Raw genomic sequence first — 25,435 nt, 5'->3', positions numbered from 1 at the left:
CACTCATGTGTGTCTAGGGCCAAGGGAGGGCAACCTCCCGGCCCTTTACCCTTTTTGCTTCAGATGTCTTATTTTTAACACACTAGCATGAATATGAATAATTTATTGCATACCTGTAAACAGCTGCTCTGCGCCGCAGCCCTTATCGGACTGCCCGCCTGCGACTGGATACACGACGACTCGCTGCCGCTTTGCGAGTATCGTCTGCATTTTAAATACGACTACAACATGAAATTTGCCGACGCCTTCCAGCAGGAAGTCGACCAACTGACGCTCTTCTTCTGCGACGAGGCTGGCAACTTCCTCTACCAGCGGCAAATCAACCAGGCGGAACTGACCGACGGCTCCATCGCACTCGACCTCGAACCCGGCACCTACCAGCTCCTTACCTGGGCCGGACTCAAAGCCGATAGCTACGAGTTACCCCAACTGACTGCCGGCACCTCGACTATTAAAGATATTAAAGCACGCACCCTGCGCAACGCCGACGCCACCCAGCCCAACGAACTGGACGCCCTCTGGCATGGCCTCGACACATTGGTGGTGACCCGTGACGTGCCCGAAAGCAAAACCGTCAGCCTGGCCAAAAACACCAACAAGCTGCGTGTCGTCCTCCAAAACGTGATGGGGGAGGACATGGACGTAAACAATTTCACCTTCCAAATTGTAGCCGACAACGGCTATATGGACTACGACAACAGCCTATTGGAAGACCCCGAAATCCATTATCTGCCTTACTACACCGAGAACGTGCAGATCGGTGCCGACCCGACCGAAGGAGCCACCACCGGCTCTCAGTTTGTCGCCGTTGCCGAACTCAACACCATGCGTCTGATGGACGGCCGCAACTACCGCCTCATCGTGCGCCATGAGGGATGGGAGAACGACGTATTGAACGTCAACCTCAACAACTACCTCCTCCTCACCAAAATGGAAGGCCACCGCATCTCGGCTCAGGAATACCTCGACCGCCAGGACGAGTACTCCATCATCTTCTTCATGACCCCGGTAACTTGTCCCGACTGTCCGGACCCTGAAGATCCGGATCCCGAGAAACCTGACCCCGAAGACCCTGACCCTGAAAAGCCAGATCCCGAAGACCCTGATAAACCTGACCCCAAACCGGATCCGGATCCTAAACCCGATCCCGACCCTGAAGACCCGACAATCGTCGGCTACGCCTGCTTCAAAATCCAGGTAAAAGATTGGGTCATCCGTTTGAACCAAGGTGAACTTTAAAACAATTATACAATGAAACACTATACATATATATTATATAACAAAGCAGCAGCAGTAGCCTTCACGCTACTGCTCTTGCTGCTTTCCCCCTCCTGTAGCAAGGAAAGCGGTAGCGGCACCCCCGACCTCCCCGACGAACCGCAGCTTTGCACGGTGACGATTTCGCTGCAGGCACCTAATTCTCTGCGCCCGATAACAAGAGCTAGTGGAGAGGAGGTTTCGACAGATTGGGCTACCGAAGAAGAAGAATCTGCGTATGAAAGAAATATTTCGGACTGGATTGTGGTGGCTTATGACGAAAATGGTACTTATGCAGGGCATTTACTAGGTAATCTGTATAATAGTGATGACGAAGATTCCCAGACATCATTGGAAATGCAATTGCCGACGGGGAGATATAACTTTTATGCTTTTGCAAACTTAGGTAGTTTGGAGAGTGGGGATGACATAAAAGATAATATTATAAATCCAGAAAAGGGAGAAGCATATATAAAAGATTTAACAGTCAATGTCGGTGATTTGTCTGCCAAGTTTAATACACCGACATCTGAAGCAAAACAACTTATCCCAATGAGTAGCTACGCTCAGGAGCAGGCTATTACCCAAGATTCCCAATTGGAGATTCCACTGATTCGTATGATTGGGAAAGTGAAGGTAACTATAAGTAATAGCTTGGATCAAGCTATAACGGTCAAAAATCTTACACTGGGAAAGTTTAGGCGTAATGGATTGATTAACTTTTTGCCTTGGGGTGAAAATAAGTATTTGGAGTTTAATGGAGTAAATTATCCTAATAAAAATCAAGGACCGCCTTTTGAATCGGATGATTATGCAGAAACATCATATTCTTATGTATTATTGGATGATCAGGGTGAGGAAATAGCGAAAGATGCTGAAACACAGTCCTACAGTTGTTATGTTGAAGAAACTCTGTTTACAAAACTTAATGAGACAAAAGGCTTGCTTCTGAATTTGGATATAGAGGGCCGGGAGACTATAGAAAGAGAAACTAATTTCGATTTTGTTCGTCGCAACGACTTGCTGGAAATTCCATTGATGGTAACAGAATTGGATGGAACGATAACCATCGGAGATATGCGCCTACCAATTGGCGTATTCCCGACAAAGTATGAATTTGGTGTGGGAAGCTCTATCCAGATTCTTACTCCTATCACTCACTATTTGCAGAGTGCGGGAGATTTGGTTATTAATTATGCATTGAGTGATCCTGTATCCGGAAAAGTGTGGAAGATTAAATATAAAGAAAATCCAGCTAATCCCGAAACAGAGAAATTTAGTAATTATATGTTGATACCAGCTCACTCCGGAAGTGGTAACCTGTTGCTTGATAGAGAAACGAACACAGAGTTAACGCAAAGTAAAACAATATATACATTCGATAACCCTGCTGTGTCTGAAGCAGGTTCTGCTGCAGATAAATCAAAGTCAGGTTCCTTTACAATCCGTACGCAAGAACTGGCAAAAACGGCAAGTGCAACTATCAAACTGACATTGATTGTAGAATATGGGAAAAATGAAAATGAAAGTTTTACAAAAGAAGGAGAAATCGAAATCCCCTACACAATAAACATAACAAACGCTCCGGAATCAACAACCGATGAAGGAGGAGAAACAACAACGAAAGGAGGTAAGGCATGATGAAAAGATATATAAATAAGTTGGGTAAGATATTACTTGCATCTACTTTATTAATAGGTGGAAGTGGAGGTTTGGTTTATGGACAAGGTACTGTGGAAGACGACCATGAGAGTACTACTATAAGCTTTACTAATACAGGTGATAGAATAAAGCCTACAGAAGAAGTCATTTATGCTTTACCTAATGTCCCTAAAAACATCTATTTCCAGTATGCTTATACGAGAGATAATATAGATGGGTTTATTTCGTGGAGGAATTTTACTAATAATAATCCCAAAGCAAATTTGACAAGACCTCAGGGCTATAGACCTGATTATAGAGTAGGAGGGGCTTGGGAATGGTCGGATGATGAAGCCAAAAATTTCTGGTCTGATGGCAATTACAGATTAGTTGAATACCAAAATGCTTTTGCGTGGTTTAGAAATAGCGATGATAGTAATACATCTTATTGCTATACCGTAACAAAGAGTAGCAGAGATAATGTAATTGGAGATATTACCTATAAGCGTGATAATTTGAATAATTCTTATTCTACACTTGCCAGTACTTGTTATATCACATATCAAAATAATACCATAAATGGTAATGAAATAATAGAATGTTCGGCAAGCTCTGTCCTGCCGACCTCATGGACTGTAGATAGGAGCAGACAATCCCCAGAGTTAACAGTAATACGTCGCTACCAAATAAAAAATGGGGCAGAAAGAGGTGATAAATTGAAGAATAACAGAGAGGTGATGGGGACTAGCGAATGGCTTATCAATGTAGATGCAACCTTGCCGGAAGCTTATCGTAACAATCCAGGTACATATTTCATTGAGACTCCAGTTATTCATACACCTATGACACGTGGTACGAGTTACCGTCTTGCTGAGAGGCTGACAAACTATTATGTACCGTCAGGCGGTAACTATGCAGAAGCGGGACAAGTACGTTGGAGAGCGTATGACGAGAATGGTTATCCGTCACAGGGGAATATTGAATTTTATGGGGAGAACAAGAAAACGGCTTCATATACAATACAAGAACAAAAAACAGACTTGAATTTGGCGGCAAACGAAAATCGATCTGTGGCAAGTATTTTGAATTTCTATTTTAATTACAATGAAGAGAATTCATCAAGTCAACAAAAATTTTATCTGACTGCCGAAGTGGCGGCAGAGGGTGGAGATACTTGGTATCCAGTTTCTCTCATTACAGTTTATTTGGAACCTCATTCTGATCCGATGACACAAGAGGAACTATGTGATATAAACAATGAAGATGATCCTCTGTATCAGCGAAGATTTTCTTATATAAATAAGCATTATACTTTATTGGCTAGTGAAACATTTGATGGAGAGCAGGGGGAGAAAAAAGAAATAGAGACTAATCTTAGTTCTAATAATAACTATCGCTCTACCCCTTTTACAAACAGCGAATCTTTTTATGCATATACTTATCCTTCAGAGAATAGAGATGAAGGTCGAAAATCGGCAGGTCGAGGAGAATATGGATTGTATAGAACTTTGAATTATGAGGGTGTATCTCAAACTAACTATACAGATTATTTTAAGAGTGTATATAATCATGAAGTGATAGACCGCAATAAAGAACTTGCTGATAGTAGATTCGAAGAAGAGAGACCTGAAGATTATGAAGATGGATTTGGTTATTTCTTATATGTAGATGCTGCGGATGAAGCAGGTGTTATAACCAAGTTGAAATTTAATGAGGATTTGTGTCCTAACACTCGTTTGTTGGTTACAGCATGGGTTTGTAATTTGGGTGGTACTTATGGTTTAAGTGCAGATGTGGGACTGACTTTTAAAGGAGTAAAAGATAGTGGCGAAGAAGAAATTCTGAATAAGTTTTATACAGGAGCTGTTAAGAATGTACCGGAAACTAACGATCCGCAGAGACAAACAGTAAAATGGCAACAAATCTACTTTTATTTCAACTATTCAGCAACGGAAGATACTTATGAATCGTATGTGTTGGAGTTAGCTAATAACTGTCGCCACTCCGGTGGTGCTGACTACGCGATTGATGATATTCGAATTTATCGCTCATTGCCAGATATACGTGTAGAGCGCATCAACGATTGTGATGCCACAACGCTGGAAGTAACAACTGACGTATTGACCCTATTCGCTAATATGAATTGGGATCAAGATCAGCCGGTACTAGAGAGCCAACAGAGAGAAAATGAAATATTGGGCGATTATACTACTCGAAAGTATCGGTATGGCTTGATGGGGTTGAAAGAAGGAGGAGTCATAAATGGTGAAGATGATGTGTATTCCGGAAACTTCTATTTTGCTTTTTTGGACAACTTCGATCCAGAAACGCAAAATCGTGATTATGATTGGGTTGCCATCAACAAAGATGCCCTAGGAAATGTGCCGGAAGCAGTACATGCCGCCCGTGTTTCATTGACAACTAAACTTGAGTTAATGCCGAGAAGTGCCGAAAGAGCTTTAATTGCTGAAAGGTATATGAATATTCAGGCAATGATAGACTATAATTCTGATTATCAACACGTAAGGGGGAGTTATGACCAATTTACAAATAAAGAGAATCCCGATGCTGAATTTGATGTCTCCTTGGGAAATGGAAGCTCTTTCAAGATGACTGTTACTGAAGCTATGCAGTTCTTGAATCTGTCAGATGATGGTTCGTCGCAAGAACTCTTGGATCTCACAGCTTTGGTTGATAACACCTCGTCTTCTCCAAATGTAGGTAGTTGGGATGATAACAAGTTAGCCAAATATACTCAAAATGTTATAGAGCTATACCACCGTTTGCATATCCCTCGCATTCGCTATCCTTGGCTTAGTTCAGATGGGAGTACGCTTCATATCAGTACGATAGATGTTGATAATACAGATTTGAAATGCTTTGAATACGACTCAAATGGGACGACTGTTAAACATGATGGTAAATACCATGTTATGATCTTTACGGCAGAAGAAGTAGCAGGAGTAAATACGACAGAAGTAAGCCCTGTAGGTAAATGTAAGTTGGTTTCTCCATTCCAGGTGCAAGGTGTTGTACAAATCAATATCATCACAGGAACTCAGCATGAGGCAGCCTTATGCGTCGGCAATCAGAGACAGCTATCTGCTTACTTATTACAATGGGAAGAAGGTAGTGAGGAACCCACAAAATTGGAGGTAGAAGATGGCTATATTTTTGACTGGTATCTAGGTCCTATGGAAGGGGAAGGAGAGGATGGAATACCTAGCTATTCCTCACTGGAGATTAAAGGGGCAGATGATAAATCTTTAACTTTAAAAGAAGCCCTATCTGAATATCGAAACGCTGTTAATAATCCCAAAGGCGTTATATCAGTTGATGCTTTGGAAGAATGGTCCTCTTCGGTTGGTAACATAAAGGAGGTTCTAATCGACTTGATTCAGCGTGGACTTTTGCAAACAGGAAAATTTGCAAATGAAACTTTCACAATGATTGTAAGGAGTGATGAAATTGTAGCAATGCCTTATGTCTCTAATCCGGCAGATCAGAATATACACTATTGTACAGAAGAATCTCCTGTTGACTTCGGAGAAGTAGGAGATCACTCACCACTACTATATCCAGGATTTAACAATACAGGAGATGATACAGATTTGGCAAGTGGTATAGCTTATTTGCGTTTGGGGCTGCTCCATCTTGAAAGTGGAAAATCATTAACAGTCCCTGTTCGTAGTAATGTAGAAATGGCAGATGATGCTACTTCTTTAAGAGAAGGTAGTAATACAAATATTACTTGGACAAATGTGAATACAGGAAATGTTACAACTGTAGGAACAATCACTGCATTAAATGTTACTGAAGCTGGTGGAACTATAACTTTCCAATGGAATAATTTTGCGAAAGAAAACTTCAAAGAGGGTATAGAATATCATTTGAATATTCCATTTGTACAATATGATGGTAGTAATATTCTTAGTAATGAATGCGACGGGCTCGCAACCTTGGCAATCAAAATCGTCCCCGAATACCTAACCTGGTCTGGCGATGCCAACGGCCTCTGGTACAACGATAACAACTGGGAGCAGTCAACGAAAGGAGAGTTGTATAAGGATGGTGATGCAGGAACATCAACAAATGATGCTAATGGAACAGATGATATCAAAAACGCCTTCTCCCCATTATACTTTACGAAGGTAACAGTTAATCCGGAGAAGATTGTTGATGGTAAAGCAAGTGTTTTGCCATTACGAGAAGAGAAAACAACTCTTGTTACTGGAACAGACAAGCATACATTGAACTTTGGAGCAGATGGTATGAATTTGGATGCAGCTACAGATGCAACTTCTAAATCCGGTGTCACCCCCAATATCCAATACGACATGGCAGTGGATGGCGAAATTACAGATGGTATAGATAAATCTGACAAATGGTCTATCGTCCCTTACTACGGCAACAAAGTTGACCAAATCTACTTCAAACCCGGTGCTCAATTACAACGTCAGCAAGAATTGAAATACAACATCGCTCGCGTAGAATTTGAGATGGATAAGGATGCCAAGTATTGGCTGGCTTCTCCGCTTAAGGATGTATATGCCGGTGATATGTATGCTCCGAAAGGAACAGGTAGGCAGACAACGTATGCGTTTGATCCGATTTCTTATTCAAAGAATGCACCAAATTCCGAAAATGATCGTCAAAATCCATCTTTCTATCAGAAAGCTTGGGATAAAGGGGTGAATATTTACACAAATGCAGATGGAGACCTAAGTACACTTTACAGCGTTGTCAAATCCAACTGGAGTGTTGAATACAATGATGTAAATGTACCTTATGCTTTGGGTAAAGGTTTCTATGCAAGTGTAGAAGACTTTACGAATGATGAAAATAAGGCTTTGGTTCGTTTGCCGAAAGAAGATGTTAGCTATACGTATGAAGAGTTGAAGACAAAAGCAGCTACTTCTTTATCAAAAACAAATGGTGGTAAATTAGCAGACGGAGCCGAAATCACTGTCACATTATCTAGTGATGATAATGCCAGTGATGCCGATGGCGATGGTAAACATTTCTTGTTAGGTAATCCATATATGTATCCGTTAAGTCTTGAAAGTTTCTTTGCGGAAAATACAATGTTGGCAAATAAAGTTTGGACATTAAATGGAGGAACAGCTATAGTTGGAACTCCAGATTTAGTTAATGGTTGGAATACAGGCGAAAGTTTGACTGAAATTCCCCCAATGCAAGCTTTCTTTGTGGAGTTGAAGGATGGTCTGACCGTAGAAACAACAACACAGACAGTCACATTCTCTACAAGTATGATGAAGTCTGATGACGAAACATCCCGCGCCACCCTCCGTTCCTCCATCACCGCCTCCCACCCGGTTCTCCGTCTGACGGCTGAGAAGGGAGAGAAGCGAAGCATCGCTTTCCTGACGCAACGCGATGACGCTAGTAACGCTTACGAAAGTGATAAGGATGCCATCACATTGCTCGATTCGGAACTAACGGAGATACCACAGGTCTACACCATTGCCGGTGACCGGGCTGCCGGAGTCAACGCCGTGAAGACTATCAATAATATTCCGCTAGGTGTCTACACCGCCTCCGACAAGGACGAAGTGGCGCTGACTATCGAAGGCATCAGCAACCTGCCTGCCGCACTTTATCTCTACGACGCAAAGACCAAAGAGAATAAGGTATTGACCGGTGACAGCTATACGTTGAACCTGACCGGCGCGACACACGGACGCTACTTCTTGCGTTCGGGCGATATGCCGACCGGCAATGAAGCCATCGAAGGCAATAATATCTCGATCTATTCCGTAGTAAGAGGCGAAGTAATTGTCAGTGCAACGGAGCCGTTGAAGCAGATTCAGGTAGTCGCACCTTCCGGCCAGGTGGTACGTTCGTTCTTCCCCAGACAGGCAGTTCATTCTTTCAACTTGCCTCAAGGCATTTACATTATTCGTGCCGAAAGCCAGACGGCTATAAAAACAGTGAAATTACAGGTACGTTAAACGCATTCCTACATTTTACATAAATAAAGTTGTTTACCGGCAGGATTGAATCAGTCCTGCCGGTATTTTTTCCGTACCTGTCAGCCGGGGCAGGCAAGGGAATTCATCCTTGCCGGTAAAACATACAATACGATGTACGAAGAATTAAAAGCCCTTTTCGGCAAAGAGACCTCATCGGTGAGAAAGTTTCAAAAAATCCTGAACGAGTTACCCCCTGTCCGGCGTTTGCATTATCTCCAGTTAGCTTATAAGGCAGCCTTTTGTGAATGGGACGTAATGAATGTGCGCTACCGTTTGTTTCTGACCCACCTGTTTACCCGTGACTGGCAGCGTACGCTAAACTTCTTGCTGGAAAGTACTGTACTCGGCACGTTACAGTTCGACTTGCAGGAACCGGGGATTATTCAGCGTTTTATCGGGCAACTGGAAAATCCGGAGAACAGCCCGAATCCCTCTTTTCTTCATTTAGCCTTTTCTTTGTCGCTGGTTTTTCCTTATTCCTGGTCGGTCGGGTATCTGGGTGATAAGTTACGGACACAAATCCTTACTTCGGAGGATCTTCTCCGATTGAATGACAAGACGCTTTTGGGTAGTGATCCGGGAGATAAGTTTCATTGTGACTATAAAGAGGTAATGAAAAATAAAGGTAAGAAACCATGCTGATCTGTTCGCTGATTATCTCCTTTATTTTGTTTTTTAACTGTATCTTTACGATCAATTCATAGTAATATGAAACAACAATAGATGAAAACATAAAACTATAAATCAGGAGGACATAGATGAATAGTGATTATAAAGTAGGCGATTTAATTTATGATGCAAATATTTATGATGGCATGAATACCAGCCTGACAGATTTGCAATTTTATAAACGGTGGCTGCCGAAAGGTAAGGAGACCCGAATACTCGAACTTTGTTGCGGCACAGGCAGGCTTACTGTTCCGATAGCAAAGGACGGGTATGATATTACCGGGGTTGATTATACTTCTTCAATGCTTGACCAGGCAAAGATTAAAGCATCCGAAGCAGGATTGGAAATTCCTTTTATTGAAGCAGATATCAGGACTTTGAATTTGCAGGAAAAATACGACCTTATTTTTATTCCATTTAATTCAATCCATCATTTATATAAAAATGAAGATTTGTTTAAGGCATTCAGTGTCGTTAAAAATCATCTCAAAGACGGAGGTTTATTTCTGTTGGATTGCTTTAATCCGAATATTCGATATATCGTGGAAGGCGAAAAAAAACCGATGGAAATTGCTGCATATACAACAGACGATGGAAGAGAAGTTTTGATAAAGCAGACAATGCGATATGAAAATACGACTCAGATTAATCGAATCGAATGGCATTACTTTATTAATGGTAAGTTCAATTCGAATCAAAATCTGGATATGAGAATGTTTTTCCCGCAAGAATTGGATTCATATTTGGAATGGAACGGTTTTAATATTATTCACAAATACGGAGGATTTGACGGGGAAGCATTTAATGATGATTCGGAAAAACAGATATTCGTTTGCCGGTGTTAGTTCTGATACGAACGCTTTATTTACGTTATCTGCCGGCACTGGGGGCCAACCCGTAAGCCTCCTTATAAATCCTTGAAAAATGTGACAGGTTCTTGAAACCGACATTCATCATTGCCTCGCTGACTTTATAATGTTGCTTGGCGATCAACTCGTGGGCGGTTTCCAGCCGTCGCCTGATGATCCATTTCTGCGGAGTAAGTTCGCTTACCTTCCGGAAGTCATTCTTAAAGCCTGTCAGGCTTCGTCCGGTGTATGTCGCCAGTTCTTCCATAGACAGGTCGTACATATAGTTTTCCTCCATGAATCCCATTAAGTCTATTTTCCAGGGTTCGGTAAAATCGAATAAGGAGGCGTAAACATTGGCATTGGATTTCAGTACGACATATAACCCTTCTTTCAGTTTCATATCCAACCACTCCTTATCGGGTGTGTCGGATGAACTGAAATAAGGGAAGATGGACTCAAACAAACTTGTGACATCAGGGCGTGAAGGTATTTTCAGGATACTTGTCTTGCTCCGTCTGGCTGTTTCCGGAAATTTATCTTTACCCTGATGGCGGTAATATTCCAACAGGAATTTTCGGGGAAAATTCAGAAGGATGGATTGATAGACCTGTGTATTCTTATCACTGTATTTAGTCATTTTTATCCGATGCCCTTTGCGGATAAAGGCACATTCCCCGGCACTAACTATAATGGAATGGTTGTCTTCCCGGAAATCTACCTGACCGGAATAAACATAAAGCAGGCAATGTTCCGGTATGCCGAGGTCGCATATCGTGTCCTCACTGACTTTCATATTGAGAAAGATGTTGGAGTAGTTGATGAAATGTCTGTCTTCCATATCTATTATTGTTTGAAGGCGAAAATACGATTTTATCCGCAAAAGGAGGAATTTGTACTAAGTTTTATTGGTAAAGCCTGGCAATATCTTCGTCTGTCCGGTTTCCGTGGATCTCAATATTGGCGAGTTCTGCCTCGATCCGGTTAAACTCTTCGGGAGTTAGTTCGAGATCGGCAGCATGCAGGTTCTCTGCGATACGTTCCGGTTTACGTGAACCGGGGATCGGAACAAGGAATTTATATTTATGCAGCATCCAGGCGAGAGATATCTGAGCCGGAGTCGCATTTTTCTCCTGTGCAAACAGATGAAGCAGATCGAGTAACGGTTGGTTGGCTACCATATTTTCTTTCTCGAAACGGGTAATTACCCGGCGCACATCGTCACCCGTATATTCCTGTGCAGGAGTATATTTCCCACTCAGGAAACCACTGCCCAGCGGACTGAACGGAACAAAGCCGATCCCTAACTCCCCACATGCAGGAATGACTTCTTTCTCGAATATACGCTCCATCATGGAATACTCGCTTTGCACGGCTGTCATGGGTGTGACGGCATGTGCCAGACGGATTTGTTCGGCAGTGGATTGCGATTGTCCCCAGCCCCGTATCTTCCCTTTCTTTATCAGTTCGCCCATACACCAGGCAATCGCTTCTACCGGGATCTGTTTGCTGACACGGTGCTGATAATAAAGATCGACATAATCCGTTTTGAGGCGTTTTAGCGACGCATCCAGATGCGATTCCACTGCCTTCATCAATTGGGGCATCGTAGAAACCTCTTCATCCGGATAAATTCTGAACTTCGTAGCCAGAATGAGATTCTGCCGGATCGGAGCAATGCCTTCGCCCACCAGTTTCTCATTCTCTCCGGCACCATAGGCTTCTGCCGTATCAAAGAAATTACATCCCAATTCATAGGCATTTCTCATTAAAGCAATAGCCTCGTCTTTCTCCGGAGTTTCACCGTAGCCATGACTTAATCCCATACATCCGTAACCTACAGCCGAGACTTCCAGTCCTGCTGCACCGATTTTTCTTTTCTTCATATTACTTCTTTGTTTATAGGTTTTATATCTGTTGGCAAAAGTAGGGGATAGGAATGATTCGGACTTTGCTGTGCGGACAAACTGTTTTTGCTGTGAGGGCTATTACACAAAAGAAGGGCAGAGGAAATATGATGTAATCATCGCTGATTCTTAAATAATTGTTAGCTTTGTAGACAGTTAGAGAGTAATATAGATTTATTCGATATCTGATAATAATTATAAACCTAATTAGTAGAACATTGTGAACAAACTATTTTGCCAGAGTTGTGGTATGCCACTTGAAAATGACAAGGTAATTGGAACAAACACGGATAACAGTAAAAATAACGACTATTGTATTTACTGCTATAAGGATGGAACTTTTACACAAGATGTGACTATGAATGAAATGATAGAGATCAGCTTACGACATATGAAAGAATTGTTTAAAGGCGACCCTGCTTTTGATGAAAAAGCTGCGCTCGATAACATGAACTCCTTTTTCCCACAATTAAAAAGATGGAGTAAATAATACGTATGTCACGGGAGAAAATCTTGATAAGAACTTCATGGGTAAGTACGATAGGCAACGCGATACTGTCTGTATCTAAAATTGTTGTCGGCTTGTTGTCGGGGAGTTTGGCTGTAATTGGGGATGGTATTGATTCGGCAACCGATGTGGTTATATCTGTTGTCATGATCTTTACGGCACGTTTGATGAACAAGCCACCTTCCAAGAAGTATGTGTTTGGTTATGAGAAAGCGGAGAGTATTGCCACTAAGGTGCTTTCGTTAGTGATCTTTTATGCAGGCGCACAGATGTTAGTGTCGTCGGTTGAAAGTATCTTTTCGAACGAGACGAAAGAGATTCCATCGGCTATTGCCATCTATGTTACGGTCTTTTCTATTATCGGTAAACTTTTGTTGTCTACTTACCAATATAAACAAGGAAAGAAAATAAACAGTTCCATGCTGATCGCGAATGCTGTCAATATGCGTAATGATGTGGTTATTTCATGTGGTGTCCTGTTTGGATTGATATTTACTTTTATATTTAAGTTGCCTATACTCGACTCAATCACGGGGTTGGTGATCAGCCTCTTTATCATCAAATCGTCTATCGGTATCTTTATGGATTCCAATGTTGAACTGATGGATGGGGTGAAAGATGTCAACGTATATAATAAGATATTTGAAGCTGTAGAGAAAGTTCCCGGTGCAGGTAATCCGCATCGTGTCCGGTCGAGAATGGTTGGTAATCTGTATCTGATTACGCTCGATATAGAAGTAGATCCGCAAATGACTTTAATGCGTGCCCATGAGATTGCCGATGAAGTGGAGAAGAGTATAGAAGACTCGATAGATAATATATATGATATTTTAGTCCATGTGGAGCCTGCCGGAAAATGCCAAACGGATGAGAAATTTGGTATCGATAGAGACATGGTGAAATAGAAAAAAATCGGTCTCGGTATAAGTCAAGAAAACTGTAATAATCAAAGCGGATAGCTAATATTTAGAGTTTCAGTCAGATACCAGCTGTTTTCTCGTTGATAATTATTAACAGTAAATGTTTTGCCATGTTTAAACGATCGTTTAAGTTTGCTTAAACAATCGTTTAAAATAGTATGGTGAAAAAGAATTCGACATCGGATGTAAGTGACCGGATACTGGATGTAGCCCGTGACTTATTTATTAAGAATGGCTATACGGGAACCAGTGTTCGCGATATAGCAGCAGCTTCAGGCACTAATGTAGCCCACATCAATTATTATTTTGAGTCGAAGTATAATCTTTTTGAAATAATATTTGATGAGGCATTTGATATTCTCTTTAAACGTGTTTCCGCAACTTTGACATCGGATATGCCATTCTACGATATGGTAGAAGCATGGATAACTACCTATTATGAAATATTGTCCGAATATCCTCAGATACCTATTTTTATCTTGAATGAAGTCAACCAGAGTCCTGATACCCTGATCAAGAAACTGGTGGAACGTAATCCTTTGGCTATATTTACAAGATTGTCTGAAAGGATGGCTGAAGAAGTGAAAAAGGGAACGATAAAGGATATTCCGGTGATAGACTTAGGATTAAATATCTTATCCCTATGTGTATTTCCGTTTATGTTCAAAGGATTGGCCATCAGGATTGCAGACCGTTCGGAAACTGAATATAATGAAATCCTGGCAGAACATAAGAAACGTGTGATTGATTTGATCTTTAGCGGGTTGAAACCATAAGTTTTTACTCGCTACATATATAATACCAGGGTAACCACTAATATTTAGCCCTCAATTAAGATTGTCGTATAGATTTATTATAATCGTTTTAATATGAAACCAAATACTATTTGTAGTATCGGGATCGATGTCGGTTCCACTACATTGAAAGTTGTTGTTTTGAATGACCGGAATGAAATCATTTACAAAGTTTACAGACGTCATAAGGCTGATTTTAATACCTTATTTGTTGAAGAACTGAATACTGTCACTTCCCGGTTCCCTGATTGCCGGTTTACAATAGCCATTACGGGATCGGCTGGCATGGGGATATCCGAACGAACAGGGATTCCTTTTGTTCAGGAAGTCGTTGCATCTATAGAAGTAGTAGATAAAGAATATCCGGACACACATACGCTGATAGATCTGGGTGGTGAAGATGCCAAAATGGTATTCTTTAAAGATGGAAGACAGCCGGATATTCGTATGAACGGAAGTTGTGCCGGTGGAACGGGAGCTTTTATCGACCAGATGGCCGACCTGATGAATATTCCTGTCGAAGAACTGGGGCGTCAGGCGCTGAGGTATGAAAAGTTATACCCGGTAGCTTCCCGTTGCGGTGTATTTGCGAAAACGGACGTACAGAATCTTATATCGCGCAATGTGCCGGTTCCCGATATATCCATGTCGATCTTGCGGACTGTCGCCGTGCAAAGTGTGACTACGCTTGCTCGGGGATGTGATATACAACCGAAGATACTTTGTGTAGGCGGTCCGCTGACGTTTATCCCTGCATTAAGAGACTCTTTTGTCGAACTACTGAACCTGGATGAAGCAGATCTGATCGTCCCGGCAAACAGTGAGTATTTTCCGGCATGGGGAACAGCCCTTTATAACCGGGAGGGAGAGACAATCGAAGACATATCCTTGCTGATACAAAAGTTGGGAATAAAGGATCATAAACGGAAAGATGTATTGCCTGCTTTATTCGCGAATGAAGAGGAATATCAGTCCTGGAAAGAGAACCGGAAGATAAAACCTTTAAAGCGGGCAGAACTCGGTTCGAAGAAAAATATCGAATGCTTTCTGGGTATTGACTCCGGTTCCACGACGACCAAGATACTAATTATGGATACGGACGGTGATATCGTTTATACGTTCTATGGCACCAACCAGGGAAATTCCCTGAGGAAGGTGATCGAGGGACTGAACGGATTTTATCAGGAAGCCAAAAACAAAGGAGTTACATTCCGTTTTATCTCATCTGCGGCGACAGGTTACGGGGAAGACCTGATCAAGTCGGCATTAAATTTCGATTACGGGATCGTGGAAACGATGGCGCATTTATCCGGTGCACAATATGTAGACCCGGAAGTCTCCTTCGTACTGGATATCGGCGGACAGGATATGAAATCCATATTCACCCGCAACGGAGTCATATCGAATATCGAACTGAATGAAGCATGTTCATCCGGTTGCGGCTCTTTCCTTCAGAACTTTGCGGCAACCATGAATATGGGGCTTTCCGAGTTCACGAAAGCAGCCTGCCTGGCAGAATATCCCAGTGACCTGGGATCACGCTGTACTGTTTTTATGAATTCGAAGGTGAAACAGTCATTGCGTGAAAATGCGGCATTAGGTGATATTGCAGCCGGTTTGGCTTATTCGGTCATCAAGAACTGTCTGTTCAAGGTGCTGAAAATCACGAACCTCAACCTTTTGGGAGAACATATCGTGGTGCAGGGCGGAACGTTCCGCAACGATGCTGTTTACCGTGCACTCGAACTCCTGTCTGGCAAATCGGTCAGTACCACCGACTATCCCGAATTGATGGGAGCGTTAGGAGCTGCTTTATATGCCCGGAAGATGTGGCAGGCTGATAAGAAGCAGACGCTGTTTACCGGAGAGGAAGTATTGCCGGATGTAAATACGGTGGATACAAAAGAATTGCAATGTAAAGGATGTACGAACAAATGTTCGATCCTTCGTTTCCGGTTTGATAACGGGAATATTTGTTATGCAGGAAATAAATGCGAGAAGGTGTTTTTTAGCAAAACCACGGCTGCAGAGAAAGGCTATAACGCTTTTGACAGAAAGAATGAGATTCTTTTTGCCCGTAGTGGTGAAAAGCAGACGTCTGTATCCGGTTTGCGGATTGGTATTCCGCGGGTGCTGAATATGTTTGAGAATTATCCTTTCTGGCATACCTTGCTTACCGAATGTGATTTGGAAGTGGTATTGTCTCCCGAGTCTACGACGGCTCTTTACCAGAAAGGAGTCGGAAGTGTGATGTCTGACAACATCTGTTTTCCGGCCAAGTTGGTGCACGGGCATATCCTGGCATTGGCAGAGCAAAAGGTCGACCGTATTTTCTATCCGATGATCGTGAAGGAAGAAAAAGAGTTCGATTCGTCGGTCAATTCATACAATTGCCCGGTCGTGAGCGGTTATCCGGATGTGATCCGGAGTTCTATGGAACCGGAGGAAAAGTTCGGTATTCCGTTCGACAAACCTGTCGTTACTTTTAGTAATGACAAAGCACTGGAGAAAGCCTGTTTTACTTATCTCTCTTCTTTGGGCGTATCGGAGGTTATTTTTAGAAAAGCCTTTGTGAAAGCGCTGAAAGAGCGCAATGAGACGAAAGATGCTTTGCGGGATAAACAAAAAGCTTTGTTCGACCAGGCGGTCAGAGAGAATAAGTTGGTATTCGTGGTAGTGGGCAGACCTTATCATACAGACCCGCTGATCCATCAGAAGGTAGGGCAAATCCTTTCGGATATGGGAGTATATGTGTTCACCGACGATATTTTCCGTCATAAGGAAAGTAAAGGGTTCGGTAAACTGAATATAGTCTCGCAATGGTCTTACCCTAACCGGGTCGTACAAGCTGCCATGGAAGTCGCCAAACTTCCTCAGAACGTGCAATTGGTGCAACTGAACTCTTTTGGCTGTGGTCCCGACTCTTTCTTTATGGATGAAACCGGGGAAATATTGAAGCAAGCAGGCAAGAACCATACGATCTTACGTATCGACGAAATAGCCAGTCCGGGTTCTGTCCGGTTGCGTATGCGTTCCCTGATCGAGTCTTTGAAGGTGATAATACCTGATCCGGTAACAGGAACGAAGACATTCCGGGGCTATGACATTGCTTATAAGAAAGAGGACAGGCAAAAGACGATACTCGCTCCCTGGTTTGCCGATTTTATCTCGCCTTTCATTCCGGCTCTCGGAGAACTGGCAGGTTATAAGATCGTCAATTTGCCTAAGACCAATACGGTCTCAGCGGAGGCCGGACTTGTTTATGGGCATAATGAAGTCTGTTATCCTTCCACATTGATTTTGGGAGATATTATCACGGCGTTACAATCAGGTAAATATGACTTGGATGATGTTGTGGTTGCCATTACGCAAACAGGCGGTCAGTGCCGGGCTACGAACTATCTGGCACAGATCAAATCTGGTTTGATGAACGCGGGATTTTCCAATATTCCGGTGTTGGTGTTTGCTGCCGGAGAGGTTTTCCAGAATGATCAGAAGGCGTTTAAACTGCCGGTTCTTAAATTGATGGATATTGTCGTTTATATGCTTCTTTATGCGGATGCATTGCAGCAGATGTATAGCAGTACGATCATCCGGGAAAAGAAGAAAGGGGAGACGCAGCATCTGTTTGATTTCTATATCGACAGGGGAGTGGAGGCAATCCGCAGGAACGATCATAAAGCGTTGCTTTCCTTGTTGGAACAGGCTGTGGCCGACTTTAACGGAGTTGACATCTACGACCGTGAGTTTACGAAGATCGGTCTGGTAGGGGAAATCTATGTGAAATACAATAATTACGGACAGGCTCATATCACCGAATGGCTTCGTTCCCGGAATATGGAAGTGGTCACGCCTCCGATCATTGATTTCGTGATGCAGTATTTCGTAAATTCCCAGGCCAACGTAAAAAATGGTTTGCAGAAGGATAATCTCTTTAAGCATTGCCTGAGCCCTATATTCTGGAAATATATGAATGACAAGATCAGGAAGGTGGAAGGGATCGTGAAGAGTTATCGTTTTCATGTGCCGTCTAAATCAATATATGTAAAGGCAAAATATGCATCGGAGATATTGGATTTGTCCAATCAGTTCGGCGAAGGTTGGTTGATAGCCGGAGAGGTTGCCAGCTATGCCCGTCAGGGGATAAAGAGGGTTGTCTGTATTCAGCCGTTCGGTTGCATTGCCAATCATATTGTAGCGAAAGGTATCGAGAAACGGTTGAGGAAGTTCTATCCGGAAATGAACCTGTTGTATCTGGATGTCGATGGTGGCATGGCGGAGGTGAATTTACAGAACAGGTTACATTTCCTGATTAATGATTGAGGGCGATATAAGTAATACAGAATTATCATTTTGACACATTTAATAACGACACGGTATACTTTGACAAAGTGATAAATAAACATTCAGTCCCGGATCATATATGTAGACCGGTGCATATACCTATTGAAATAGGGCGCTCAGCGAGAGTTAGGTTTTGTTATTTTGAAGCTGTATGACGGAGATTGGTGACTTTTGTCTGTGATTTAGGATTCTTCTGAGTAGCGGACAGATATATCTTTCCTATACTCTGATGGCGTTATCTTCATTCTCTTTTGCACATACCGACTGAAATAAGAAACAGAGGAGAAATTCATTCGTTCGGCAATCGTAGTTAAAGACAACTCTTTTTGTCGCAGCAAGCGGGTAATCTCTTGAAGGGTAAAGCGGTCGATCCAATAAGTGGCAGGTTTGCCGCTTACCTTTTTACATATCTCCGACAGATAATGAGGTGTTATGCAAAGCCGGGAAGCATAAAAATCGAGATCTCGATTTCGGATATATTCGCCGTTATATAACAGTTCTATGAAATTTCGCAGTAAGACCGTAATACGCTCCGATACCTGCATGTTATTCTGACTGCGTGCATGAATATCATAAAGGTCGAGGATGTGCGCCGTAAGCAGGCTTCCCATCAATTCTTCCCAAAACAGATGCTCTTTATTTTCCAGGCGTTGACGGATACAGCGCATCGCCTGCTCGCATACTTGAAAGTCATGGGAGGAAAGTTTCATAACCGGATTCTGTAAAAGCGATAGATACCCTATAATACCATAATTACTGCGAATAGCTATCGAAGAAACGAACGCATCCGAAAGGTTCATCAAAATACCTTGAAAGTCTTCGGAGTCCGAAAATTCCGATACGAGCGTGGCGTTGGGCAGAATTACATAATCCCCGACCGCGATGTTATAACGGGTATCCTGAAACGTGAAACCCATATTTCCTCCGCTGCAAAGAATATGGATTACTCTTCCTGCATATCGTAAGGTATTAAATTCCTGCAATGTATCGGCGAAAATAATCCCGTCGAAGTCTGTATGTGTCATTTCTCTTTCATTTCCTGCGAAAATAACAAAAAAACACGAATAGTGAAAATTCTTCCCCGAATAATGCAACAATAAAATGATAGGTACCCTGTAACTTTGCATCAGAATTAAAAACCATAAAGGATATGAAAAATGTAAGATTAAGCAATGGAGTAATGATGCCTGCTATCGGGTTCGGTGTCTTTCAGATTCCTGAAAATGAAACGGAACGAGCCGTAAATGATGCTATCGAGATCGGTTATCGGAAATTCGATACGGCTGCGGCTTATTTCAACGAGGAACAGTTGGGAAATGCCATCCGGCAAAGCGGTATCAAACGGGAAGAGTTTTTTATAACCACCAAATTGTGGGTGCAGGACTATGAATATGACGATACCCTGCGGGCTTTCGACCTCTCGATGAAAAAACTCGGATTGGACTACCTCGACCTCTATTTAATGCACAAACCATACGGGAATTACTATGCCGCATGGCGGGCGATGGAGCGGCTCTATAAAGAGGGACGTATCCGGGCTATCGGGGTTACGAGTTTCTCTAATGAACGCCTGCAAGACCTTTTCTTGCATAACGAAATAAAACCCGTCGTAAACCAGCTTGAAACGCATCCGTTTTTCCAACAGCAGGCTGCCAATGCTTTCTTACAGCAGGAAGGCATTCAGCACGAAGCATGGGCATCTTTTGCTGAAGGGCAGAATGACATATTCAACCATCCGACATTGAAAGCGATAGCAGAGCAACACGATAAGGGGGTCGGAGCCGTGATTCTTCGCTGGCTGAACCAGCGTAACATCGTAGTTATCCCGAAATCCGTACACAAGGAACGGATGAACGAAAACTTCAATATCCTCGATTTCACACTTTCAAAAGAGGAAATGGATGCTATCGCCCTGCTGGAGACAGGAAAAAGCCCCATCTACGACGATATGGACTTACCTACGGTAAAAGGTATCGGGTTACACAAAATCCATGAATGATTTCTAAAACAAATGGAATATTAACTTTAAAAACAGAATGATATGCAGACTGTAAAATTGAACAATGGCATCGAAATGCCGATATTAGGATATGGTGTATTTCAAGTATCGCCTGAAGAGTGCGAGCGTTGTGTGCTCGATGCCATCAGCGTGGGCTATCGGCTGATAGATACGGCGCAGGCTTATTATAACGAAGAGGGCGTGGGTAATGCCGTTACCAAATGCGGTGTGTCCCGTGATGAACTTTTTCTCACGACCAAAGTGTGGATTACCAATTCAGGAGAGGAAAAGGCAACCCGCAGCATCGACGAATCGCTCCGTAAGTTGCGCACCGATTACATTGACCTGCTGCTTATCCACCAGCCATTCAGCGACTATCTGGGAACATGGCGGGCGATGGAGAAAGCGGTAAAGGCCGGAAAAGTCCGTGCCATCGGACTCTCGAACTTCTATCCCGACCGCTTCGTGGATATGGCCGAATGTGCCGAAATAAAACCTGCCGTAAACCAACTAAAAACCAATGTATTCAGTCAGCAGTGGGACGCTGAAGCTGAAATGAAACCCTATGATACACGTATCATGGCTTGGGCACCGCTGGCACAAGGCGATCCCGACCTTCTGACCAATCCCGTACTGACGGCCTTGGCCGAAAGATACGAGAAAACGGTACAACAAGTCGCCCTACGTTACTTGGTGCAATGCGGCATCATCGCCATTCCGAAAAGCACGCACATCGAGCGAATGAAACAAAATCTGGATGTATTCGATTTCACCCTCACACCGGAAGATATGGAAAGCATACGTCCGCTCGACAAACCTGCCGACTTCCGCTGGTCGCACCGTAATCCCGAACTTGTAAAATTCCTTCTGAATTACGACAAGCAATTTAACCCTGACAATAAGAAATAAAAGTATGAAATACGGAATATTGGGAACAGGCGATGTGGCTCACGCCATCGCCACGAAATTGACCGAACTCGGCCATGAAGTCATGATGGGGGCACGTAATGCTACCAACGAGAAAGCTGCAAACTGGGCAAAAGCTAATGGAGAGCGGGCTTCTCACGGCACTTTTGCCGATGCTGCCCGATTCGGTGAAAGAGTATTCAACTGTGTGCAGGGCATCCACTCGCTCGAAGCTCTTAACGCTGCCGGGAAAGGAAATCTGAGCGGAAAACTGTTGATTGACTTGGCAAATCCGTACATCTACAAGGATGGGCATATTTCACTCGATTCGAAGTGGAGCGGAACAACCAGCCTGGGAGAAGAAACCCAAAAATTCCTGCCGGACGCAAAAGTCGTAAAAACGCTGAACTATCTCTGTAATCATCTGATGGTTCATCCGAGGCAACTACCAGAAGCCATTACAGGCTTCTATTGCGGCAACGATGCTGACGCGAAAGCCGAAGTAGCGGCTCTATTAAAGGATTTCGGCTGGGAGGATACCCTCGACTTAGGAAACATCAGTATGTCCCGCTACACTGAAATGCTCGGCACGTTCTGGGTAGCCGCGCTTAGTGCCACCGGAAATATGGATTGGGGAATAAAACTCGTAAGATAAACAAGTAAAAGATACAGAATGATGAAAACAAGAAAATTCGGGACATTGGAAATCTCGGCTGTCGGTCTTGGCTGCATGGGGTTCACGCATGGCTATGGGACTTGTCCGAGTGAAGAGGAATCCATTCGTCTTATCCGTAAAGCATACGAGGAAGGCTGTACCTTCTTCGATACGGCTGAAATATACAGTTGTTATAAAAATGAAGAACTCGTGGGAAAGGCATTAAAACCTTTCCGGCATGAAATAACAATCTCTACAAAATTCACTCCGGCTGTCCTGCCCGGACAAAAGAATCCGGAAGGCAAATTGAGCCGAACAGGAATCCGACAAGCTGTCGAGGGTTCTTTACGACGTCTGCAAACCGACTATATCGACCTTTACACGGAACACCGTGTGCCCAAAGAGAATGATCCCGCGGAGGTTGCCTATTGGATGGGAGAATTGATCAAGGAGGGGAAAATCCGTGCATGGGGACAGTCCGAGCCCACCCTCGAACAACTCAAGGCGGCCCATGCCGTTACGCCTATAACAGCCGTACAGAGCGAATACTCGCTGATGGAACGCAAGTGGGAGGCGGACGTAATTCCCTATTGCAAGGCTGAAGGCATCGGCTTTGTCGCTTATTCGCCTATGGCAGGCGGCTTTTTAAGCGGTAAATACCACTCCACGGCTGAATTTAAGGGAGATGATGTAAGGCGCGTGATTACCCGTTATTCCGAAGAGAATATGCGTGCCAATCGAGTCCTGCTCGATCTTATCAACCGCTATGCGGATGAGAAGCATTGTACCGCCGCACAAATCTCTTTAGCTTGGGTGATGTATTCCGGTCATATTGTTCCTATACCCGGTATGCGTAGCGATGCCCGTATTCTTGAAAATCTGGGCGCTGCGGAAGTGACTATTACGGCTGATGAATATGCCGCCATGAACGAAGCTCTAAGTCATATTACCATACACGGAAACCGCACGGACGAGGATATTGCCAAGTTGGGGACTATCGAAGGGCAGCAGCAGACTGTGGCCAAAGCGGAGAGACAGCAAACTAAAATCAACAAAATCAAATAAGAAATATGTATCCATCATTAAATCATAAAACAGCTCTTGTAACCGGAGCCGACTATAAAGTGGACGGCGGTGTAGGTGCATAAAACAAATAACAATAAAAGAATGAATATGAAAAATATATTGATTATCAGCGGCCATACAGACCTCGCCGCATCCGTGGCCAATAAAACGATTCTCGAAACCCTGAACGAACGGCTGCCGGAAGCCGAAATCGTAAAACTGGACGAACTCTATCCCGATTTCAAAATCGACGTAGAAGCCGAACAGCAGAAATTGCTCCGGGCAGACATCGTCGTGTTGCAGTTCCCCCTTTTCTGGTACTCCGCACCCTCCATATTGGAACGCTGGATGGAAGAGACTTTCCGTCATGGTTTCTCGCACGGAAGTACCGGAGACAAACTCAAAGGCAAGAAACTCGTTCTCTCTTTCACAACGGGAGCACCCGAAGCATTGTATAGCCATGAGGGGGCGATGGGCTACACGATCGACGAATTTCTGGCTTGCTACAAAGCAACTTGCCGACTGACGCACATGGAGTATAGCGGCAGTGTTTATACCTGCGGCGTAAGTTACGGCAACCGTACCACACCGGAACTTATCGAGCAACAAAAAAATGTATCAGTGGCGCATGCTGAACGTCTTATCGAATTACTCGAAATGCTCTCATGCTTGAAGACAGACTACATAATTTCGACGATATAGTATTCAGTTGCTTCCTACCCGATGACTGACTGAATGAATTTCGTATGCCGCAACACGTACTCGTGTATGTTTATGACACTTTTATTGCATATATGGTGATTGCTGCTTTAGGTAATGTTGTCGGTTTCCTGATGGACAGGTTTGAGCCGGAACATATCGACGGCTTGCAGATATATGGCCGCGATTCTTATTTGCTTTCGTTCGGTGTATTGCTGGTTATCTCATTGTTTGCGGTATATAGTGCATTCCGGATACGGGAAACATATGGTAAAGATATTTGAGTGCTCAGTTCTGCATCCGATATTCATTGGGAGTTATTCCAACTACCCGTTTAAACATGCGGCTGAGATGTTGAGGATACTGAAAGCCGAGGTCGTAGGCTATTTCGCTCATCGTTTTGTCGGATGAGAGTAGTTTTTCCTTTGCCACTCCTATTACTCGGTCCTGTATATACTCAGAGGCGGTACGTCCTGTTTGTTTACGTATCATATCGCCAAAATAGTTGGGGGAAAGGAAGACTTTGTCGGCGAAATATTTCACGGATGGCAATCCCTCTTTTTGTGGTGCGTCTCCCTCGAAGTAATCATTCAGTAACTGTTCGAAGCGGACGATGATGTCATTGTTTACCTCACCCCGTGTTTGGAACTGACGTTCATAGTAACGCATACAGTAGTCGAGTAATAATCCGATATTGGCACAGATCAGCCGACGACTGTGTTTATCGATGGCATGTTTCAGTTCGTTTGAAATATTCTGTAAGCAGTCCATGACAGTTTGCCGCTCTTCTTCGGAAAGATGGAGTGCCTCGTTGGTCTCGTAAGAGAAGAAAGAGTAGTTCCTGATTTCCTGACCGAGGGCGGTTCCATGTATCAGGTCAGGATGAAAGAGAATACCGTGTGCATGAGGCTGTATGTTCGGTAGCATTTCCAGGTCAGTAACCTGTCCCGGAGCGAAGCAGACGATAGTTCCATCCTGATAGTCATAATATTGACGACCATATTTGATGTTACCGCATTTGACATCTTTCAGGAATAGTGCATACACCCCATATCGGAACCAGGCTCTTTCAGGCCATTGTGTGGACTGGGTCAAATCGACGACACTCACCAAAGGATGCTGGGTTTCAAGTCCGAAGATTTTGTTGTAACGATCTACGCTGTCTAGTTCGATAATTTCATCTTTATTGATCTCTTCCATATCGCTTTATGTTTTTATACATTACAAATG

General features: G+C 43.3%; 19 protein-coding genes. 15 read left to right on the top strand and 4 right to left on the bottom strand.

The genetic code is table 11. The features are described from left to right. Positions 1-93: 93 nt before the first annotated feature. The 5 genes from DWX23_RS03035 to DWX23_RS03015 all read left to right on the top strand — a co-directional run bounded on the left by DWX23_RS03035 (position 94) and on the right by DWX23_RS03015 (position 10,405). A complete protein-coding gene (locus DWX23_RS03035) occupies positions 94-1,239 on the top strand; it encodes a FimB/Mfa2 family fimbrial subunit (protein ID WP_122373495.1) in 1,146 nt (381 codons plus the stop codon). A gap of 12 nt (positions 1,240-1,251) precedes the next feature. Beyond that, positions 1,252-2,898: a FimB/Mfa2 family fimbrial subunit gene (locus DWX23_RS03030; RefSeq protein ID WP_122373350.1), complete on the top strand. Its 1,647-nt coding sequence runs from the start codon at positions 1,252-1,254 to the stop codon at positions 2,896-2,898. Then, a complete protein-coding gene (locus DWX23_RS03025; protein WP_122373349.1) occupies positions 2,895-8,870 on the top strand; it encodes a T9SS type A sorting domain-containing protein in 5,976 nt (1,991 codons plus the stop codon). Before DWX23_RS03030 ends, DWX23_RS03025 begins: the two co-directional genes overlap by 4 nt. Positions 8,871-9,002: 132 nt before the next feature. Then, positions 9,003-9,533 (top strand): hypothetical protein, encoded by a 531-nt coding sequence (locus DWX23_RS03020; RefSeq protein WP_147382515.1) that lies wholly within the window; start codon positions 9,003-9,005, stop codon positions 9,531-9,533. Between the two features lie 116 nt (positions 9,534-9,649). After that, complete coding sequence (locus tag DWX23_RS03015; RefSeq protein ID WP_122373347.1) at positions 9,650-10,405, top strand: class I SAM-dependent methyltransferase; 756 nt, start codon at positions 9,650-9,652, stop codon at positions 10,403-10,405. Between the two features lie 25 nt (positions 10,406-10,430). Here the strand turns inward: DWX23_RS03015 and DWX23_RS03010 are convergent, their stop codons facing one another. Both DWX23_RS03010 and DWX23_RS03005 read right to left on the bottom strand, forming a co-directional pair. Continuing rightward, on the bottom strand, positions 10,431-11,249 hold the full coding sequence (locus tag DWX23_RS03010) for an AraC family transcriptional regulator (RefSeq protein ID WP_122373346.1): 819 nt from the start codon (positions 11,247-11,249) through the stop codon (positions 10,431-10,433). Positions 11,250-11,313: 64 nt separating this feature from the next. After that, complete coding sequence (locus tag DWX23_RS03005) at positions 11,314-12,294, bottom strand: aldo/keto reductase (protein ID WP_122373345.1); 981 nt, start codon at positions 12,292-12,294, stop codon at positions 11,314-11,316. 271 nt (positions 12,295-12,565) lie between these two features. On the opposite strand from DWX23_RS03005, the gene DWX23_RS03000 reads away from it, so the two are divergent. The 4 genes from DWX23_RS03000 (at position 12,566) to DWX23_RS02985 (ending at position 18,860) form a co-directional block, all read left to right on the top strand. Then, positions 12,566-12,805 carry a zinc ribbon domain-containing protein gene (locus DWX23_RS03000; protein ID WP_221267848.1) on the top strand — a complete coding sequence of 80 codons (240 nt, stop codon included), beginning with the start codon at positions 12,566-12,568 and terminating at the stop codon, positions 12,803-12,805. Positions 12,806-12,810: 5 nt separating this feature from the next. Further along, positions 12,811-13,728, top strand: coding sequence for a cation diffusion facilitator family transporter (locus tag DWX23_RS02995; protein WP_199673201.1), 918 nt, complete (start codon positions 12,811-12,813; stop codon positions 13,726-13,728). 173 nt (positions 13,729-13,901) lie between these two features. Next, positions 13,902-14,519, top strand: a complete 618-nt coding sequence (locus DWX23_RS02990; RefSeq protein ID WP_122373343.1) for a TetR/AcrR family transcriptional regulator — start codon at positions 13,902-13,904, stop codon at positions 14,517-14,519. Positions 14,520-14,612: 93 nt separating this feature from the next. Further along, entirely contained in the window at positions 14,613-18,860 is a 4,248-nt protein-coding gene (locus DWX23_RS02985) for an acyl-CoA dehydratase activase-related protein (RefSeq protein ID WP_122373342.1), read from the top strand. Positions 18,861-19,063: 203 nt separating this feature from the next. Here the strand turns inward: DWX23_RS02985 and DWX23_RS02980 are convergent, their stop codons facing one another. Beyond that, positions 19,064-20,008 carry an AraC family transcriptional regulator gene (locus tag DWX23_RS02980; RefSeq protein WP_122373341.1) on the bottom strand — a complete coding sequence of 315 codons (945 nt, stop codon included), beginning with the start codon at positions 20,006-20,008 and terminating at the stop codon, positions 19,064-19,066. 23 nt (positions 20,009-20,031) lie between these two features. Between DWX23_RS02980 and DWX23_RS02975 the strand changes: the two genes are divergently transcribed. From DWX23_RS02975 to DWX23_RS02950, 6 genes are all read left to right on the top strand, one after another. Further along, complete coding sequence (locus DWX23_RS02975) at positions 20,032-20,880, top strand: aldo/keto reductase (protein WP_122373340.1); 849 nt, start codon at positions 20,032-20,034, stop codon at positions 20,878-20,880. A 42-nt stretch (positions 20,881-20,922) separates the two neighbouring features. Continuing rightward, positions 20,923-21,789, top strand: coding sequence for an aldo/keto reductase (locus tag DWX23_RS02970; protein ID WP_122373339.1), 867 nt, complete (start codon positions 20,923-20,925; stop codon positions 21,787-21,789). 4 nt (positions 21,790-21,793) lie between these two features. Beyond that, complete coding sequence (locus DWX23_RS02965; RefSeq protein ID WP_122373338.1) at positions 21,794-22,441, top strand: NADPH-dependent F420 reductase; 648 nt, start codon at positions 21,794-21,796, stop codon at positions 22,439-22,441. A 21-nt stretch (positions 22,442-22,462) separates the two neighbouring features. Continuing rightward, positions 22,463-23,506 (top strand): aldo/keto reductase, encoded by a 1,044-nt coding sequence (locus tag DWX23_RS02960; protein ID WP_122373494.1) that lies wholly within the window; start codon positions 22,463-22,465, stop codon positions 23,504-23,506. Positions 23,507-23,614: 108 nt separating this feature from the next. Continuing rightward, positions 23,615-24,208, top strand: coding sequence for an NAD(P)H-dependent oxidoreductase (locus DWX23_RS02955; protein WP_122373493.1), 594 nt, complete (start codon positions 23,615-23,617; stop codon positions 24,206-24,208). A gap of 44 nt (positions 24,209-24,252) precedes the next feature. Continuing rightward, positions 24,253-24,489 (top strand): hypothetical protein, encoded by a 237-nt coding sequence (locus DWX23_RS02950; RefSeq protein ID WP_122373337.1) that lies wholly within the window; start codon positions 24,253-24,255, stop codon positions 24,487-24,489. Positions 24,490-24,493: 4 nt separating this feature from the next. Here DWX23_RS02950 and DWX23_RS02945 read toward each other — a convergent pair whose 3' ends face one another. Continuing rightward, positions 24,494-25,405, bottom strand: coding sequence for an AraC family transcriptional regulator (locus tag DWX23_RS02945; RefSeq protein WP_122351409.1), 912 nt, complete (start codon positions 25,403-25,405; stop codon positions 24,494-24,496). Positions 25,406-25,435: the final 30 nt, after the last annotated feature.

This window comes from Parabacteroides sp. AF18-52, assembly GCF_003479145.1.
GTDB lineage: Bacteria > Bacteroidota > Bacteroidia > Bacteroidales > Tannerellaceae > Parabacteroides > Parabacteroides faecis.
Note: the sequence above shows the minus strand (reverse complement) of the source record. Positions and strands in the feature narration are given on the sequence as shown.

What these genes read in the sequence shown, in the direction of transcription:
- DWX23_RS03035 (WP_122373495.1), top strand. Translation starts at nt 94, where the DNA reads ATGAATAATTTATTGCATACCTGTAAACAGCTGCTCTGCGCCGCAGCC.
- DWX23_RS03030 (WP_122373350.1), top strand. Translation starts at nt 1,252, where the DNA reads ATGAAACACTATACATATATATTATATAACAAAGCAGCAGCAGTAGCC.
- DWX23_RS03025 (WP_122373349.1), top strand. Translation starts at nt 2,895, where the DNA reads ATGATGAAAAGATATATAAATAAGTTGGGTAAGATATTACTTGCATCT.
- DWX23_RS03020 (WP_147382515.1), top strand. Translation starts at nt 9,003, where the DNA reads ATGTACGAAGAATTAAAAGCCCTTTTCGGCAAAGAGACCTCATCGGTG.
- DWX23_RS03015 (WP_122373347.1), top strand. Translation starts at nt 9,650, where the DNA reads ATGAATAGTGATTATAAAGTAGGCGATTTAATTTATGATGCAAATATT.
- DWX23_RS03010 (WP_122373346.1), bottom strand. Translation starts at nt 11,249, where the DNA reads ATGGAAGACAGACATTTCATCAACTACTCCAACATCTTTCTCAATATG.
- DWX23_RS03005 (WP_122373345.1), bottom strand. Translation starts at nt 12,294, where the DNA reads ATGAAGAAAAGAAAAATCGGTGCAGCAGGACTGGAAGTCTCGGCTGTA.
- DWX23_RS03000 (WP_221267848.1), top strand. Translation starts at nt 12,566, where the DNA reads ATGCCACTTGAAAATGACAAGGTAATTGGAACAAACACGGATAACAGT.
- DWX23_RS02995 (WP_199673201.1), top strand. Translation starts at nt 12,811, where the DNA reads ATGTCACGGGAGAAAATCTTGATAAGAACTTCATGGGTAAGTACGATA.
- DWX23_RS02990 (WP_122373343.1), top strand. Translation starts at nt 13,902, where the DNA reads ATGGTGAAAAAGAATTCGACATCGGATGTAAGTGACCGGATACTGGAT.
- DWX23_RS02985 (WP_122373342.1), top strand. Translation starts at nt 14,613, where the DNA reads ATGAAACCAAATACTATTTGTAGTATCGGGATCGATGTCGGTTCCACT.
- DWX23_RS02980 (WP_122373341.1), bottom strand. Translation starts at nt 20,008, where the DNA reads ATGCAAAGTTACAGGGTACCTATCATTTTATTGTTGCATTATTCGGGG.
- DWX23_RS02975 (WP_122373340.1), top strand. Translation starts at nt 20,032, where the DNA reads ATGAAAAATGTAAGATTAAGCAATGGAGTAATGATGCCTGCTATCGGG.
- DWX23_RS02970 (WP_122373339.1), top strand. Translation starts at nt 20,923, where the DNA reads ATGCAGACTGTAAAATTGAACAATGGCATCGAAATGCCGATATTAGGA.
- DWX23_RS02965 (WP_122373338.1), top strand. Translation starts at nt 21,794, where the DNA reads ATGAAATACGGAATATTGGGAACAGGCGATGTGGCTCACGCCATCGCC.
- DWX23_RS02960 (WP_122373494.1), top strand. Translation starts at nt 22,463, where the DNA reads ATGAAAACAAGAAAATTCGGGACATTGGAAATCTCGGCTGTCGGTCTT.
- DWX23_RS02955 (WP_122373493.1), top strand. Translation starts at nt 23,615, where the DNA reads ATGAAAAATATATTGATTATCAGCGGCCATACAGACCTCGCCGCATCC.
- DWX23_RS02950 (WP_122373337.1), top strand. Translation starts at nt 24,253, where the DNA reads ATGCCGCAACACGTACTCGTGTATGTTTATGACACTTTTATTGCATAT.
- DWX23_RS02945 (WP_122351409.1), bottom strand. Translation starts at nt 25,405, where the DNA reads ATGGAAGAGATCAATAAAGATGAAATTATCGAACTAGACAGCGTAGAT.